This is a genomic window from Rhodococcus sp. (in: high G+C Gram-positive bacteria), from assembly GCF_049591685.1.
Taxonomy (GTDB): Bacteria; Actinomycetota; Actinomycetes; order Mycobacteriales; family Mycobacteriaceae; genus Rhodococcoides.
Genome location: NZ_JBAWFH010000173.1, coordinates 40,576 through 55,322, shown reverse-complemented (window position 1 = coordinate 55,322; position 14,747 = coordinate 40,576). Strand labels below are relative to the sequence as shown.

At 63.9% G+C, this 14,747-nt stretch carries 7 protein-coding genes; 1 reads left to right on the top strand and 6 read right to left on the bottom strand.

Annotated features, from left to right (window positions below; all coding sequences use genetic code 11):
- A partial coding sequence (locus tag WBQ44_RS07535) for an isochorismate synthase (RefSeq protein ID WP_495566094.1) occupies positions 1-621 on the top strand: 621 nt, incomplete at its 5' end.
- Positions 622-669: 48 nt separating this feature from the next.
- Here WBQ44_RS07535 and WBQ44_RS07530 read toward each other — a convergent pair.
- The 6 genes from WBQ44_RS07530 to WBQ44_RS07505 all read right to left on the bottom strand — a co-directional run bounded on the left by WBQ44_RS07530 (position 670) and on the right by WBQ44_RS07505 (position 14,746).
- Complete coding sequence (locus WBQ44_RS07530; protein WP_495566093.1) at positions 670-1,938, bottom strand: lysine N(6)-hydroxylase/L-ornithine N(5)-oxygenase family protein; 1,269 nt, start codon at positions 1,936-1,938, stop codon at positions 670-672.
- Positions 1,935-2,351 (bottom strand): aspartate 1-decarboxylase, encoded by a 417-nt coding sequence (gene panD / locus WBQ44_RS07525; RefSeq protein WP_495566092.1) that lies wholly within the window; start codon positions 2,349-2,351, stop codon positions 1,935-1,937. The genes WBQ44_RS07530 and panD overlap by 4 nt, the downstream gene beginning before the upstream one ends.
- Positions 2,351-3,739 (bottom strand): salicylate synthase, encoded by a 1,389-nt coding sequence (locus WBQ44_RS07520; protein ID WP_495566091.1) that lies wholly within the window; start codon positions 3,737-3,739, stop codon positions 2,351-2,353. Before WBQ44_RS07520 ends, panD begins: the two co-directional genes overlap by 1 nt.
- Before the next feature lie 149 nt (positions 3,740-3,888).
- Positions 3,889-5,772 (bottom strand): SIP domain-containing protein, encoded by a 1,884-nt coding sequence (locus WBQ44_RS07515; protein WP_495566090.1) that lies wholly within the window; start codon positions 5,770-5,772, stop codon positions 3,889-3,891.
- A 61-nt stretch (positions 5,773-5,833) separates the two neighbouring features.
- Positions 5,834-6,907 (bottom strand): ABC transporter substrate-binding protein, encoded by a 1,074-nt coding sequence (locus tag WBQ44_RS07510; protein ID WP_495566089.1) that lies wholly within the window; start codon positions 6,905-6,907, stop codon positions 5,834-5,836.
- Positions 6,908-7,006: 99 nt separating this feature from the next.
- Positions 7,007-14,746, bottom strand: a complete 7,740-nt coding sequence (locus WBQ44_RS07505; RefSeq protein WP_495566088.1) for an amino acid adenylation domain-containing protein — start codon at positions 14,744-14,746, stop codon at positions 7,007-7,009.
- Between the last annotated feature and the right edge of the window lies 1 nt (position 14,747).

The following is a 14,747-nucleotide window of genomic DNA, read 5'->3' as shown; positions in this document are numbered from 1 at the left end:
GCTCTGGCCGGTTCCAGCCCGGAGGTGTTGGTACGCACAGTCGGTCGACGCGTGACGTGCCACCCGCTTGCGGGCTCGGCCCCGAGGTTCACCGACGAGCAATGCGACCGCGAGAGCGGACTCGCACTCGAAGCGTCGGCAAAGGATGCGCGCGAACACGCTTTCGTCGTGGACGCGATTCGCTCTGCCCTCGAACCGTTCTGCGCCACACTCGATGTTCCTACGCAACCGGCGCTCACCCGAACCCCACAGCTGTGGCATCTGGGCACCCCGATCAGCGGTGAGCTGTCCGACGACAGGACGAGTTCCCTGGAATTGGCCGTAGCGCTACATCCCACTCCCGCGGTATGTGGAACACCGACCGACCTGGCTTACAAGGAAATAGACGAACTGGAAGGTGCCCGCGGCTTCTACGGAGGCGCCATCGGGTGGTGTGACCGATCGGGCGACGGTGAGTGGATGGTCGCCATCCGATGCGCGGAAACGCAGTCGAACTCGAACACTCTCGTGGCGTATGCGGGAGGCGGAATCGTTGCCGAGTCCGATCCCGAATCCGAACTGCAGGAGACGATCACGAAGTTCGGAACGATGCTCTCCGCACTCGGAACGTCGTACAGCTGAAAAGACCTCTTCGATCGCTATCATGGCGATCGAAGAGGTCTTCTCCGATCAGACTCGCGCAGGAACCCTGGCCCCGGCCACCGACTTGACGATTTCGCCGCTCCTGACCGCAATGTTCGATAGCAGCGACGAGGTCAAACCGTGTGTGTGCTCGGTTCCGCCCTGCAAGTAGACGGAGCCGCCGCCGCCCGTCACCACGCGGTAGTCCCTCGAGATCCGCGGTCCTGCGGCGTCGAATTCGATCTCGTCGAGTAGCTCGCCGAGGATTCCGGGCAGGTCCAATGGAGTGAACCCGGTGGCGTAGACGACGGCGTCACACACCAGGTCCTCACGCAGCCCGGTCGGCCCGTGCTCGACCGAAGCCCGGATACCGTCTGCGTCCTCGATTGTCGTGATCAGTCGCGATGCGCCGTGCACGAACAGTCGACGCTCCCCGTCGACACGCTCGGCGTACTCACGGGCATAGAGTTGCTCGATCAACGGGAGATCGACGGCGGAATAATTGGTGCTGCGGTGGTAGTCGAGCAGTTGGTTGCGCAAATCGATCGAAGCGGAATAGAAGTCGTCCACCGCGGTGGGGTCGAAAATGCGGTTGGCATAAGGACTGTCGTCGGCTGGGCTGTACCCGTACTTACCGAACACCGCGTGTACCGATGAGTCGGGGTAGGTCGCATGCAGGTAGTCCGCCACCTCCGCTGCACTCTGCCCCGCACCGATCACGATGAAACTACGGTGTGAGCGAGACGGAAGCTCCTTCAGATCACCGAGGAGGTTGTGGTTGTGGAACTGTCGGGCCGAGGCAGTGACACCGTCGGGCAATTTGGCGGAGAGTCCACCCGCCAACACGATGTTCTTCGCGTGAATCGTTGCGCCGGTGGCTCCTTTCGTACGGACGCCGTAACCGTCGTCAGACCGAAACACCTCGACCGCCCGGGTTCCGTAGCGAACCTCCGCGTCGACGTTCGACGCGGCCCAGGCAAGGTAGTCGTGAAATTCCACTCTGCTCGGAAAGAATGTCTGCAGGTTGATGAAATGGTTCAGCCGGCCGTGCTCGGACAAGTAGTTCAAGAAGGTGAACCTGCTCGCCGTGTTCCGCTGCGTGACGAGGTCCTTCAGAAACGAGATCTGCATGGTCGTGCCGGGGAGCAACATACCGGGATGCCAGGCGAAGGCGTCCTTGGACTCCACGAAGCATGCGGTGAGTCGCTCGCTGGGCGCGCACGCGTTGTTGTGTTCTTCGATGGCGATGGCCAGACCGAGGTTGGACGGACCGAACCCGACGCCCAGGAAGTCGTACTCGTCGACACCGGCGGTCATCGGATGCTCGCGCCCGAAACTTGATCCAGCGCACCGGGAACCGGCCGGGTCGGGTCGTCGTCGAGCCCGACGATGTCGTTGTCGGAATCGACGTGCACCACGAACGGTCGGTGCCTGGTCATCTCGGCATCCTCCACCTGACGGAACGACATGATGATGACGAGGTCACCGGGAGACACGAGGTGTGCTGCGGCGCCGTTTATTCCGATGACGCCGGACCCCGGGTGCCCTTCGATCACGTAGGTGACGAGGCGCGCTCCGTTGGTGATGTCCACGACGTGGACCTGCTCCCCCTCGATGAGGTCGGCAGCCTTCATCAAAGTGCTGTCGATCGTGATCGAGCCGACATAGTGCAGGTCGGCGTGCGTGACGGTGGCACGGTGAATTTTTCCGCCCAACATGGTGCGCTGCATCAGAGCTTTTTCTCCTTCGTTCGGATGAGATATGGGGCGACGCTCGCGAGCTTCTCGCACGTCTCGTCGAACTCCCGGTCGGGTGTCGACTGCCCGACTACTCCGGCGCCTGCTCGGAGCCACGCAGAACCGTTCTGTTCGTAGACCGCCCTCAGCACGAGCGCAGCTTCGAGTTCGCCCGTGGACGAGGCCTTCACGACGGCGCCCGAGTAGAGACCGCGAGGTGTGTCCTCCAACCGCGTGATCGCATCGATCGCTTCGCGTTTGGGGATCCCCGACGCAGTGACCGCGGGGAAGACCGCAGCGAGCGCACCCCAGGACGACACTCCCTCGCGCAGTCGTGCGCGCACCGTCGATCCGAGATGCTGCACACTGCCTCGCTCACGGACGCTCATGAACTCCGAGACCACCGTCGACCCGTGGCGCGCGACCGATTCGAGCTCCAGGAACGAGGTGCGTACGGAAACAGCGTGTTCCGATATTTCCTTCGGGTCCCGCTCGAGATCTTCCCTCGCAGCTGCGTCGAGCTCCATGCCGCGCCCGAACGCCCTCGTTCCTGCCAGCGGACGTGTGATCACGACACCGTGTGCATCGACCGATGCCACCAGTTCGGGGCTGAACCCCGCCGCCGAAATGTCACCGAGCCTGAGGAGAAACGACCGTGCGGGGGTATTCGCCGTTCGTCCGGCCCGGTAAGTCGCAGGCAAGTCGACGTGGAACGGAACAGCGACTCGACGGGACAGGATCACCTTCGAGTAATCACCTCGACGAATTTCGTTGACCGCTTCTGCAACCCGATCGCGATAATTGTCGTTATCGACTTCGGCGTCGACATCACTTCGTCCGTGGGCGCTCTGCACGTTGCCGCCCTCGTCGAAGCTGTCCGAGGACTCGCCGAGCGACTCCAATACCGCGAGGACGGCATCGCGATCGACATCACTCCCTGCGACTTCGACCCTGCTGCCGTGGTCCGCACCGAACCGAACTTCGAATCGCGGCACGATCAGGTGCGCAAGGACATCGTCGGATCCCCTGCCCGACACGGTGCCGTGCAGGTGCACGGCAAAGTCGAAACCCACCAGCCCGTATGCATTCCAGGAATCCCGCGTGAGTTCGGCACATGCTGCATCGAGGGCATCGGCCGGATTCCCCGACCACTCGCGAGTTCGCGGCGCTCCGTCTCGCCAGGCGGTCGTTATCGTTCGAGTGCGTAATACGACGCTGCCTGTCGTGCCGCCGGCGAACACCCAGTTGTTTCGGTCTTCGTACACCACGTATTCGTCGGCGAGGCCGGATTCGGCCAGTGCCACAACGTTCCGCAATCCCATCTGCAGTGAAGTCTCGTCGCTCCCGGATACACCTACCGTCGTGTCTTCGACAACGGTCATCACTCGTCGACTCCTCGATTCGAAATGGGTCCGGTTGATCCCGAGAGTGTCAGCGACACTTCATCGCGGGTTCGGCACCCTGCATCGCACGCGGCATCGGTGTCGTTCGCTGGTCGATGCGCGGGCCCTCGAAGGCAACGCTAACCTAACTAGGCGCATGGCACAACGGCTTGGCGGAGGTCGAGCACGTCGATTCCCCACCCGACCAAGCGGTGCGCCGTGATCGCCAATCCGGCTCGAGCTGCGACGGACTCGAACTCGGACCGCGTCCTGACTCCGCTTCCGTGCATGCATAACATCAGCAGATCGAACTCCGCCTGGTCCTCGTTCACCGATGTGTCGTCCAGCAGCCGTTCGACCACGACGAGCCTCCCGTTCGCACGCAGGCCGGCCGCGGCATTGACAAGGAGCAGTTCGAGATCGTCGTCCCGGTAGTGTCCGGTGATCTCGAGCAACAGGTAGGCGTCGACGCCCCCGTCTGCGATGACGCCGGGCTGGGCCAGCGCACTCTGCGGACAGTTGCGGACTCGCGCGTCCAGCTCGGGCCACGTCGCGAGGTCGGCCCGAACGAGATCCAGTTCGCTCGGCAAGCCCAGTACATCGGCGGCGATCTCCGGGTAGCGAGGCAGAATCGCACCGAGCACGACGCCGGAGCCCGCCCCCGTCACCAACAACCTCGACACTCCGTCGAACGAATAGTCCTGCACGAGAGCAGGGCCCAGAAAAGCTGCCTCGTCGGCGATATGATTGTGGTGCAGCCTGGCCAGCCTGGAATGCTTGGCGAGATCTTCACCGAGCGTCGACCCGGTGACCGCGCTCACGCTCGCCCCACCGGTGCGCAGACTGTCGACGAGCCCGGTGATCGAAAGTTCGACTCGGGCTTCGATTCCGTCCAGATCGAGCCAATTCGCGATCCAGTCGTCGCCGATCATCGCTTCGCCGACATCCGCCAACATCAACGCACCCTGGGCGTCGACTGCCAGCACCTCGACCGCAATCAGATAGCGCACGAACTTCGCAAGAGCCGCGGAGTTGGTTCCGGTAGCTTCGGCGAGCTCCTCGACATCGCGCACACCGTCCGCAATAAGGCGTGGAATCTCCAGGGTGTTGGCCGCTCGAATCGCGAACGGTGAGATTATCTCTGCGCGCTCGGTCAATTTGTCGAACGGTTCGGCCTCACCGGCTGCAAGATCGGGAACTTCCGGGTCGTCGGCGCGCGTGCGAACTGCTGCGCGCCTCCAGTACCCCGTGATCTCCACCATGTGCGGTGGCAGACCACGATCCTCACGGAGGTAGCGTCGGATTCCCTTCAACGCGGTGGATTCTCCCGCCACCCATGCGAAAACGCTGCCTTCCCACCAAGGCGCACTGCGCACCGCCGTTTCGAGGAGGACTCCGGTGCCCGACACCGCACCGTTTCGATGAACCCAGGTGACCTCGGCGTTCGCCTCGGTCGGCATCGGCAGTTCGTGCTGGGCATCTGCTACTTCCACGAACACCCGAACTTCAGCGCCGACGGGTGCCTCTTCCAGATATCGTGCGATTGCCGGCAGGGCTGTCTCGTCACCGACGAGCAACACCCATTCGACATCCGACGGAGCGTGCCCCGATCGCACCGGCCCGAGAAGAGGAATGCGATCACCTCGCGTGCACCGCCGGCCCCAGGTCGATGCAATTCCGGTGTCGTGCGCAACGAAGTCGAGCGTCAACTCGGCCGTCTCCTCGTCGAACGAGCGGACGGTGTAGTTCCTCGACACCGGCCGCGGGTCGCGTGGCCATTCCACGGTTCGCTCGTGCTGGGCGGGCAATACCATCGTGCCTGCGTCGTCGACGGGAAAGAACAGGCGGACGAAGTCGTCGAAACCCTCGCTTCGAAGTGCGGGAAATTCGAACCCTCCCGCCGCGAACGATCGGAGTTCCGGCCCACCCAGCACGATTCGCCGCATCCCCGAACCGAGTGACGATGTGTCGATGACCGTCGCCGTGCGAACGACTTCGGGAAAAACGACCTGAAGTCGATGAGACCTGGCCACGATGCACACTCTCCTTCTCGGGTACGACTTGGCGTGCCGGATGGTCCGGACACCAAGAGAATCAGCCCTGTACGTTCTCGGCCGCAGCGTTCAATGCCGACGCCACATCGTCGAGGATGTACGGGATGGTGAGCACAGTCAGACCGCCGAAGGCGAAGTTCTTGTCCACCGAGAGGCTTTCGGTGGATGCCACCCGGCCCTCCGTGGATACAGGCTGGGAGGCGACGGCAGGCTCGCGAAGGAACGCACCGAGAGTTTCCTTGTCGTATGCGACCACGAACAGCACATCCGGCTTCAGCAGCGACGCCTGCTCCAGGCTCAACTCGAAGTAGACGGCGTCGGCGGCCTTGGCCGGATCGGCCTCCTGAATGGTCGGCTCGTTGACCAGGCCCAACTGTTCGAGGAATTCCACGCGCACGTCGCCGCTCTTGCTGACGGCGAACGTGCCCGGGGCGTTGGGCAACGCAATGGTCACCGTCTTGCCCTCGAGGGCTGGATACTTCGCGGCTGCATCCGTGATTTGCTTCTCGACGTCGGCGACGAGGTCTGCTGCTTCCTGATCCTTGCCGAGTGCCTTACCGGCAATGGTGAGCTGCTCCTCCCAAGATGCAGTCCATTGCTCTCCCGGGTATGCGACGACCGGCGCGATCTGCGACAGAGCGTCGAAGTCCTCTTGGCTCAGACCCGAATACGGCGCGAAGATCAGGTCGGGGTCCACCTCGGCGAACTGCTCGACCGGGGCGGGGCCGGTTCCGTCCCCGGTGAGCAACTTCGGTGTTTCGCCACCGAGATCGTCCAAAGCCTGTGCGTCCCACTGCAGGATTCCCCGGTCGTCGGCGCCGTACTGGGCCCCGTCGAACGTCGGCATGGCCACGGGGACCACACCGAGCGCCAGAAGCGCATCCTGGTTGGACCATCCCCAGGTCGCGACCCGGGTCGGTGCTTCTGCAATCTCGGCCGAGCCGAGTGCGGACTCGATCGTGACCGGGTATGCGGATGACGCGGAATCGGGCGAGGATGGGGTCGACGACGGCTCCTCGTCACTGCTGCTGCAGCCCGCAGCGAGGCCGATCGTCAGGCCTCCCGCGACTGCGATCGACGCGACGCTCCTCATCCACCTGGTGCGAATAATCATCTTCAGCTCAGAACCTTTCGGCATTGTGGCGAACCCACCGTCCACACCCGGACGGGTGAGGCGGCTAACAAAGTAGCACTAGTGAAGGTAACCCTAGCCTCAGTTGTCGTTTTGGTGCGTGCTCGAACCCGTCAGAACTCGGCAGGCGGCGGACAACGCGGCATGCCACGCGCCGGCCAGGTCCTCCACCGCATCGAGCACACCATCGGGCCACGTCAGCGTCGCCTCGAGCACCGAGGATGCGGAAGCACCGGACCCGGTGGACCCGCCTCCATCTACGACGCTGTCATGTACGACGCTGTCATGTACGACGCTGTCGACGATCAGCGCGTAGTCACACGGCGTCGAATCACCCGGTGACGAATCCAGACTGCTTCGCCGTGTGCTCGCACCGAAGTCGCCGCCGGTCATCACGTCGAACCGGCCGAGATAGTTGAACTCGATGTCGGCGGCGCGTTGTCGGGCCAGCTCCGGTCCGATGTCGGGATGCAGCCACCGCAGCATGCCGTACGACGAACCGTCGCCGGGTACGGAATCCTTGCTGCGTGCGGCACCGTCGGTGATACGCCGCAAAGCAGCAAGAGCGACATCGGGTTTCGTCGATTCACCCACCACGGCGCGGTGATCGCGAGCAGTTGCAGTCAAGCGCAGTGGGTAGATCGCGGTGAGCCAGCCGACAACTGTGGATCCATCCAGTGTGGATCCGTCGATTCCTTCCGCGGTCGCACCCGTACGTCCGTGTCCTTCGACATCCACGACGAAGGAGCACTCGTCCGCCTCCTCCACCCCGCACCACACCGCAGCCGCCGCAGCGAAGGTAGCCATCAGAACGTGTTCGACGGTCGCCGACAATGTTGCCTGCGAGGCTGTCAGCAACACGGCCGTCTCGCCGGGCGTCAGCGTGAACGACACCGATTTGACCGACTTACCGACGTCGATCGAGTGATCCACCGGCCGCAACAGCGGAATCGGCGTGGCATCGCTGGTGATGGCAGACCAGTACTCCGTCTCTGCCACAACGGCATCCGATACCGACGCCCTGTGAATCTCGTGCGCCCAGTCGCGGAAAGACGTACCGACCGCTCCAGGTTCGTGCGGCACGCCTGTCTGCATCCGCCTCCACGTCGCGGTGAGGTCGGGAAGCAGAACCCGCCAGCTCACCCCGTCGACGACGAGGTGGTGCAGAGTCAGCAGCAGTTCACCGCTCGATCCGCTCGTCCGCTCGCCGCGCAGCCAGCACACGTCCACCATTCGTGCCGTTCCGGGATTCAACCGCCCGCGCGCCGCACGTGATTCACTCGTCACCCGCTCGCCGAGTTCGGCGTCCGTCAGACCGTCGACATCGTCGATCGAAATCCATTCGGTCACATCCGCGATGGCCTCGGGCAGTACCGTGAAGACCGACTCGGCACCGGGGTGGCGCTCGAATCGAGAGTTCAGAACCGGATGTCGAGCTACGAGTACCTCGAGAAGTTCGATCAACCCTGATTCGGTGAGCTCTGTCGGTGCGCTCAGCAGCACACTCTGGGATATCTCATCGATGGAGCCACCCAGCTGATCCACCCAGCGGACGATCGGCGTCGCAGGGACCACGCCGTGCGGCGCTGCGGTCCGACGGACCTCGGCCACCCCGGAAACTGCACGGTGAGCCAGCCGTTCGGCTGTCCGGTAGAGCACCACATCTCGCGGCGAAAGGGCAAAGTTGTCCGCCCGCAGGCGTGCGGACAGCTCCATGGCCATGATGCTGTCGCCGCCGTGATCGAAGAAGTCGTCATCGGCACCGAGTGCAGGGATGTGCAGGACCGAGGCGGCGGCGTTGCAGATCAGGTGCTCGATATCCGAGGTCGGTGCACGACCGGTCGCGTGGTCGGATGCGGGAGCGGGCAACGCCGCCACGTCGAGTTTTCCGCTTGCGGTCACCGGGAAACGTTCGAGCACGGTCACCGTCGCCGGAACCATGTACGTCGGCAGCACCTCTCGCATTCGTGCTCGTATCGCAGACGGATCCAGTACTCCTCCGTCGGGCACCACATACGCCGCGAGTGTTGCTCGGTCTTCCGAGGGCACGACCACGCGAGCATCGGCAATGCCGTCGACGCTGCGCAGCCGCGCTTCGACCTCGCCCAATTCCACGCGGTGCCCACGAATTTTGACTTGATCGTCGGCTCGGCCGCCGTAGCGCAACGTGCCCTCTTCGGTCCATGCGACCAGGTCGCCCGTCCGGTACAACCTGCCCCCATCTGCACCGAAGGGGTCGGCGACGAAACGCGAGGCAGTGCGAGGCGAGTCGTCACGGTAGCCCCGCGCCAGACCGGGCCCGGCGAGATACAACTCCCCCAGCACTCCCGTCGGAGTCAGGCGCAACGACCGATCCAGCACGTACGCGAACAGATTCGTCACCGGGCGCCCGATCACCGGCTCTTCGGACAATTCGGTCGAGGTGAAGACGGCGTCGACCGTCGCTTCGGTAGGACCGTAGAAGTTGTATGCCACCAGACCGTCCGTTGCGCGCAGACGGTTCCACAGTTCCTGCGACACCGCCTCACCGCCGACCCCGACCGAGCTGAGCGTGTCCACCGACCCGACCCGAAGCATCTGCTCGAGCAATGACGGCACCACCTCGATGAAGTCGGCGGACACCGACGTCAGATACTTCACCAGTGCAGCGGGGTCGAGCACGGTGTCCTGGTCGATCAGGTGGAGGGTATGGCCGCCGAACATCCACAGTTGTGGTTGCCACGACGCGTCGAAGGCCATCGACCAGGCATGCGCCACAGTCAAAGTCGACCGGCCGCCACGGGTTGCGGTCGGCGTATGCACGTTGTCACGGTGCGAATGGAAGAGGTTCGACAAACCACGGTGCGGAACCACCACGCCCTTCGGCGTGCCGGTCGTCCCCGAGGTGTAGATCACGTATGCCGGATGATCGGGGTGCAGCGGTGCTGCACGTTCGGAATCCGTTATGGGAGCGTCGTTCTGCGAGGCCGTCATCGCCGAAGCTGTGCGCTCGTCGATCGTCAGCACCGGTCGAGCCTCGCGCAGAATCTGTCGAATCCGGTCCGACGGCCACTCCGGATCTATCGGTAGGTACGCCGCGCCGGACTTCATCACCCCGACGATGGCCGCCAGGGAGGCTGCCGTCCTGGGTACGAACACTGCCACGACGTCCTCGGCTTTCGCTCTTGCTGAGATGACGCCGCGCGCAACCCGGTTCGTGAGGCGATCGAATTCGGCGAAGGTCAACGACTCGGAGGAGTCCCGCACTGCCTCGACATCCGGCTTGTCGCGGACGCATTCGGCGAACACGTCGAGCAGTGTGCCGCCGGGATATTGCAACCGCTTACCTGCGAGCACCGACGTCGCCCGCCGGATGCCGTCGTCGTCCATCAAGGGAATCGAGGAGATGGCAGGATCCCCGTCGCCGACGAAGGCCGCCAGCACCGTGCGCATTCCGGACGCTACCGCCCGCGCAGAGGACTCCGAAACCAAGTCGGGTCGGTACTCCACCACCAGCGACATGGTGTCACCGGGGAACACGGTCAGCGTCAGCGGGTAATGGGTGACGGTGTGAAATCCGCTGACAGACACCGAGAAATCTTCGCTGTCGATACCCTCGGTGGCGATACCCTCGGTGTCGATACCGGATGTGTCGGCTGCGGCGAAGTTCTCGAACACCACCAGGGTGTCGAACAGCGTTCGCGCACCCGCTGCCTTCTGAATGTCCGCCAACCCGACATGATGGTGCGCGGCAACCGCTACGGTGAAATCTCGAACACGCGCCAATACCGAGGAGACGGTGGCACCGCCGCCGACGTCGACCTTCACGGGAACGGTGTTGATGAACAAACCCACCGTGTCGGCGACGCCGTCGAGATCGGCAGGTCGCCCCGATACCGTCGAGCCGAACAAAACCGAATCGGCTCCGGTGAAGCCCGACAGAACAATCCCCCACGCGGCGTTGATCAACTCGCTCGACGTGACGGAACGGCGCCGAGCCGCCGCCGTGAACCGGGCAGTGGCGTCGACTCCGAAAGGCAAGGTGATCTCGCAGGACCGGGTACGCGAGGCGCTTGCCTCGGACGTCGACAACATCGTCGGCGTCGGATTCGAACCGAGCGCGGCGCGCCATGCTTCGATCGACGCAGCGTGATCCCGTCGGTCGAGCCACAGTAAATAGTCGTCGAAATTCGCGGCTGCGGGGAGTTCTCGGCCGCGATACAGCTTGAACAGCTCGGTGCCGACGGTTCCGACGGACCATCCGTCCACGAGCAGATGATGCAGGGTGAAGACGACTCGATGCACGTTCGTCCCGCGGTCCAACACCAGCACCCGGATCAACGAATCGGATTCGATGTCGAACGTCCGTCGCTCGTCGTCCAGGAGTGCTCGCGCTGCCGCCGAATCGAACAACTCCACGGTGTACCTGCGCAGAGCCACCTGTGTTCGGTCGTGTATTGCGACCGTCCGGCCGGTACGCAGCGTTACGAAACGTGAACGGAGGGCTGGATGCCGGTCGGTCAGGGCTGCCAGAGCACCCTCCAGCCTGTTCGAATCCAACTCACCGCAAACCTCGAACTCGGTTGCAATGACGTAGATTTCCTCTACTCCGTCACCGGCAGCAACGGACTGGAACACCAATCCCTGCTGCAGCGGTGTCGCCGGCCGAGCAAGGTCCGTATCGATTCCCCGCTCGCGGAGTTCCGCCGTCTCGGCGACGTCGAGCAGGTCCCTCACGCGGCGCGAATCCGCGACCGGTGCATCGTCACCGGATTCGGCGCGTTCGGCCAGCCGCGCAATCGTCCTGCACTCGAACACATCCGCTGTTGTGATGAACAAGCCGGACCTACGCGCGTGATAGACCAAGGTGATCGAGGTGATGCTGTCGCCCCCGAGCGCGAAGAAGTCGTCGTCCACCCCCAACGACGCGGGATCGCCGATGTGCGAGCACGTCGCGAACAGTTCTGCGAGTCGCTTTTCACCGTCCGTGCTCGGCGAACGCGACGTGCGGGCTCTGCGGTCGGGAAGACCACGACCGGCCAGCGTCAGCCGGTCCACCTTTCCGTTCGGGGTTCTGGGCAACTCTCGCAGCGGTACCACGTACGCGGGTGTCAGGTAATCCGGAACCAAGTCACGGACCACGCGGTGTACGCGATCGGGGTCCACCTCGGCGGGTGTGACATACGCGATCAGAACGGCTCCGCCCTGCGGTCCCTCGGCTGCCACCACGGCGCAATCGGTGACCGAAGGCGCCGCTGCCGTCGCGCCTTCGACTTCGCCGAGTTCGACCCGATGACCACGCACTTTGACTTGGCGGTCGTCGCGGCCCAAGAATTCGATCCGACCGTCCTCACCCATGCGTGCACGATCCCCGGTGCGGTAGACGCGCTCCCCAGTCCCGTTGGGGTCCGCCACGAACCGCAAGGCCGTCTCGGCGAAATTCCCGACGTATCCGCGCGCGACCTGAACTCCTCCGACGTAGATTTCTCCGGCGATCCCTTCGCGCACGGGTCGCAAGAATGCGTCGAACAGCCAAACCGCCGTATTGGCCACAGCGACACCGATACTGTCGGGCTCGACCCCCACCTTTTCGGTTGCGACGTCACCGGCGACTTCGGATGATCCGTAGGAATTGACGATGTCGGCGTCCGGCGTGCTTCGCCGGATTGCTTCGATCGTGGCGGCCCTCAACGGCTCGCCGCTGAGAACCCAGCTCGTCAATGACGAGCACTGTTCTCCTGCCGTCTCGGCGAGTACCGCGGCAAGCGATCCGACAGCCGTGATCTGCTGCGCACCCGAACGTGACACGAGCGCGGACAACGCGGCCGCATCGGCATGATCGGCGTCCTGCGCGAGCACCACCTGCTGCCCGGCAAGTAGGCCCGTCAGCAATTCCGTCGCGCCGTCGATGAAGGAGAACGAACTCTTGGCGAGTCGGTTCCGAGGCCGGCCCCACGCTTCGACTGCCCACTCCAGCCTGTTTGCCAGTGAAGCTCGGGTCCCCAGTACACCCTTCGGTGCACCGGTGGAACCGGAGGTGTAGACGAGATAAGCCCCGGCCTCGGGCGGTACCCACCGCGAGAACGCGCGGTCGGTGTGCGGTTCGCCCGAGAGCGAGGTGGGCGAAAGCCGCACGGCACGGTGACTATCGACTATCTCGATGGGTGCGGAATCGTCGATCACCACCACGTCGTGCCCCGAGTCGGCGAGCATATGACGGATGCGAGCGATCGGATAGCGCACGTCGATCGGCACGAAGCTTGCCCCGACGTCGAGGGTCGCGAGCAGTGCGGCCACCATGTCGACGCCGCGGGGCAAGGCGATTGCGACTCGGCTCTCGACGCCGATTCCCCGTCGGCGAAGCTCACCGGAGACAGCGACGACACGGGCCTCGAGCTGTGCGTAGGTGGTCGGGGTGTCGCCTACGACGAGGGCGATGTCGCCGGACGACTCGGCGAACCTGTCGGTCAACATTCGCTCCAGCGACGGCACGTCTCGGGAAGGTCCGGTGCTGGACGATTCGGAATGCTCGGGAAGCAGCCGTGACGAGCTCCCGCCGGAGTCGGACGTGAGCGAGCGGAGTATCGCCGCGAACGTCTGCGCGTATCGCGCCGCGGTGCGAGCGCTCACGAAACGATCGTCATGGATCACGAACGCCCACAATTCGGGATCCGGCCCGACTATCAGAGCCATGGGGAAGCTCATGTGAGCACCGAAGATTTCGACGCTGGTAGCGACCCCGTCGTCCCGCCGGTGCGCGCTCGGATAGTTCTGGTACACGACGATCGAGTCGAACAGTTGCTTGAAGGAAGTGGTTCCTGCGATGTCCGCCGGCCCGAGGAACCGAAACTCCTCGAGCTCGATATGGTCCGATTGTAGGCGCGACAACAGATCCGAGGCGGCGTGGATCGTTCCGGACCTATCGGAATCATGGATCTTCACGCGCACCGGCACGCTGTTCAACATCAGACCCACCATCGAGGAGGCGCCGTCGAGGTCGAAAGGCCGCAGCGACACCGCCATTCCGAAGGTGACGTCGTCGCGGCCGGTCAAGTCGGCCAGGGTCAGCGCCCACGCAGCCTGGACCACCACGTTCGTCGTCACCCCGTGCTCCCGGGATACGGCGGTGACGCCGCCTCGCACTGCATCGCTGATTTCGACGTCGAGCCTGGTCCGCGAGCCACCTCTCGCTTCGGTTGCAGCCGTAGCTCTCTGCCGCGCAACCAACGTCGGTCCTTCGACGCCGTCCAGATAGCGTGCCCATCGGCGGCGTGCCTCATCGTGATCGCGATTCGCTGTCCAGCCGAGAAAATTCTTGAAGCTCGGTGCCGGGTCGAGTGGAGCCGAAGCACCCCGCCGGTACGCTTCGATGAGTTCGTCGACGAAAATTGCCTCGGACCATCCGTCCATCAGGGCGTGGTGATAGGTGATCAGCAACTTCGACACCTCCGGCTCTGCCGAAAGCGCGAAACGCACGAGTGGCCCTCCGAAGAATTCGAATCCGGAGGCTCGGTCACGTCGGACGAATTCGTCCCAGGTCACCCCGTCGACGCGGGTGAAGACCGGTTCGGACGCACGCGGGACCACCCAGACCAGGTCCCCGTTCTTTCGTTGCCGCAGTAATGCTTTGACGTTCGGATATCGGGTGAGGATCAGCGTCAGCGCGGCGTCGAGGCGGCCGGGTTCGATCTTCGAGGCAAAGGTTACGACCGTTTGGGAGAGGTAGGGATCGTCGCCGGTAGGCGCGATGGAAGATTGCAGATACATCCCGGTCTGCAGCGGCGTCAGAGGCAGGATGTCGATGATCTTCGATTCGCCGGGGGTGTCGATTTCGGTTGTCATG

Coding starts and splice junctions, on each gene's coding strand:
- WBQ44_RS07530 (WP_495566093.1), bottom strand. CDS start 1,938: ATGACCGCCGGTGTCGACGAGTACGACTTCCTGGGCGTCGGGTTCGGT.
- panD (WP_495566092.1), bottom strand. CDS start 2,351: ATGCAGCGCACCATGTTGGGCGGAAAAATTCACCGTGCCACCGTCACG.
- WBQ44_RS07520 (WP_495566091.1), bottom strand. CDS start 3,739: ATGACCGTTGTCGAAGACACGACGGTAGGTGTATCCGGGAGCGACGAG.
- WBQ44_RS07510 (WP_495566089.1), bottom strand. CDS start 6,907: ATGATTATTCGCACCAGGTGGATGAGGAGCGTCGCGTCGATCGCAGTC.
- WBQ44_RS07505 (WP_495566088.1), bottom strand. CDS start 14,746: ATGACAACCGAAATCGACACCCCCGGCGAATCGAAGATCATCGACATC.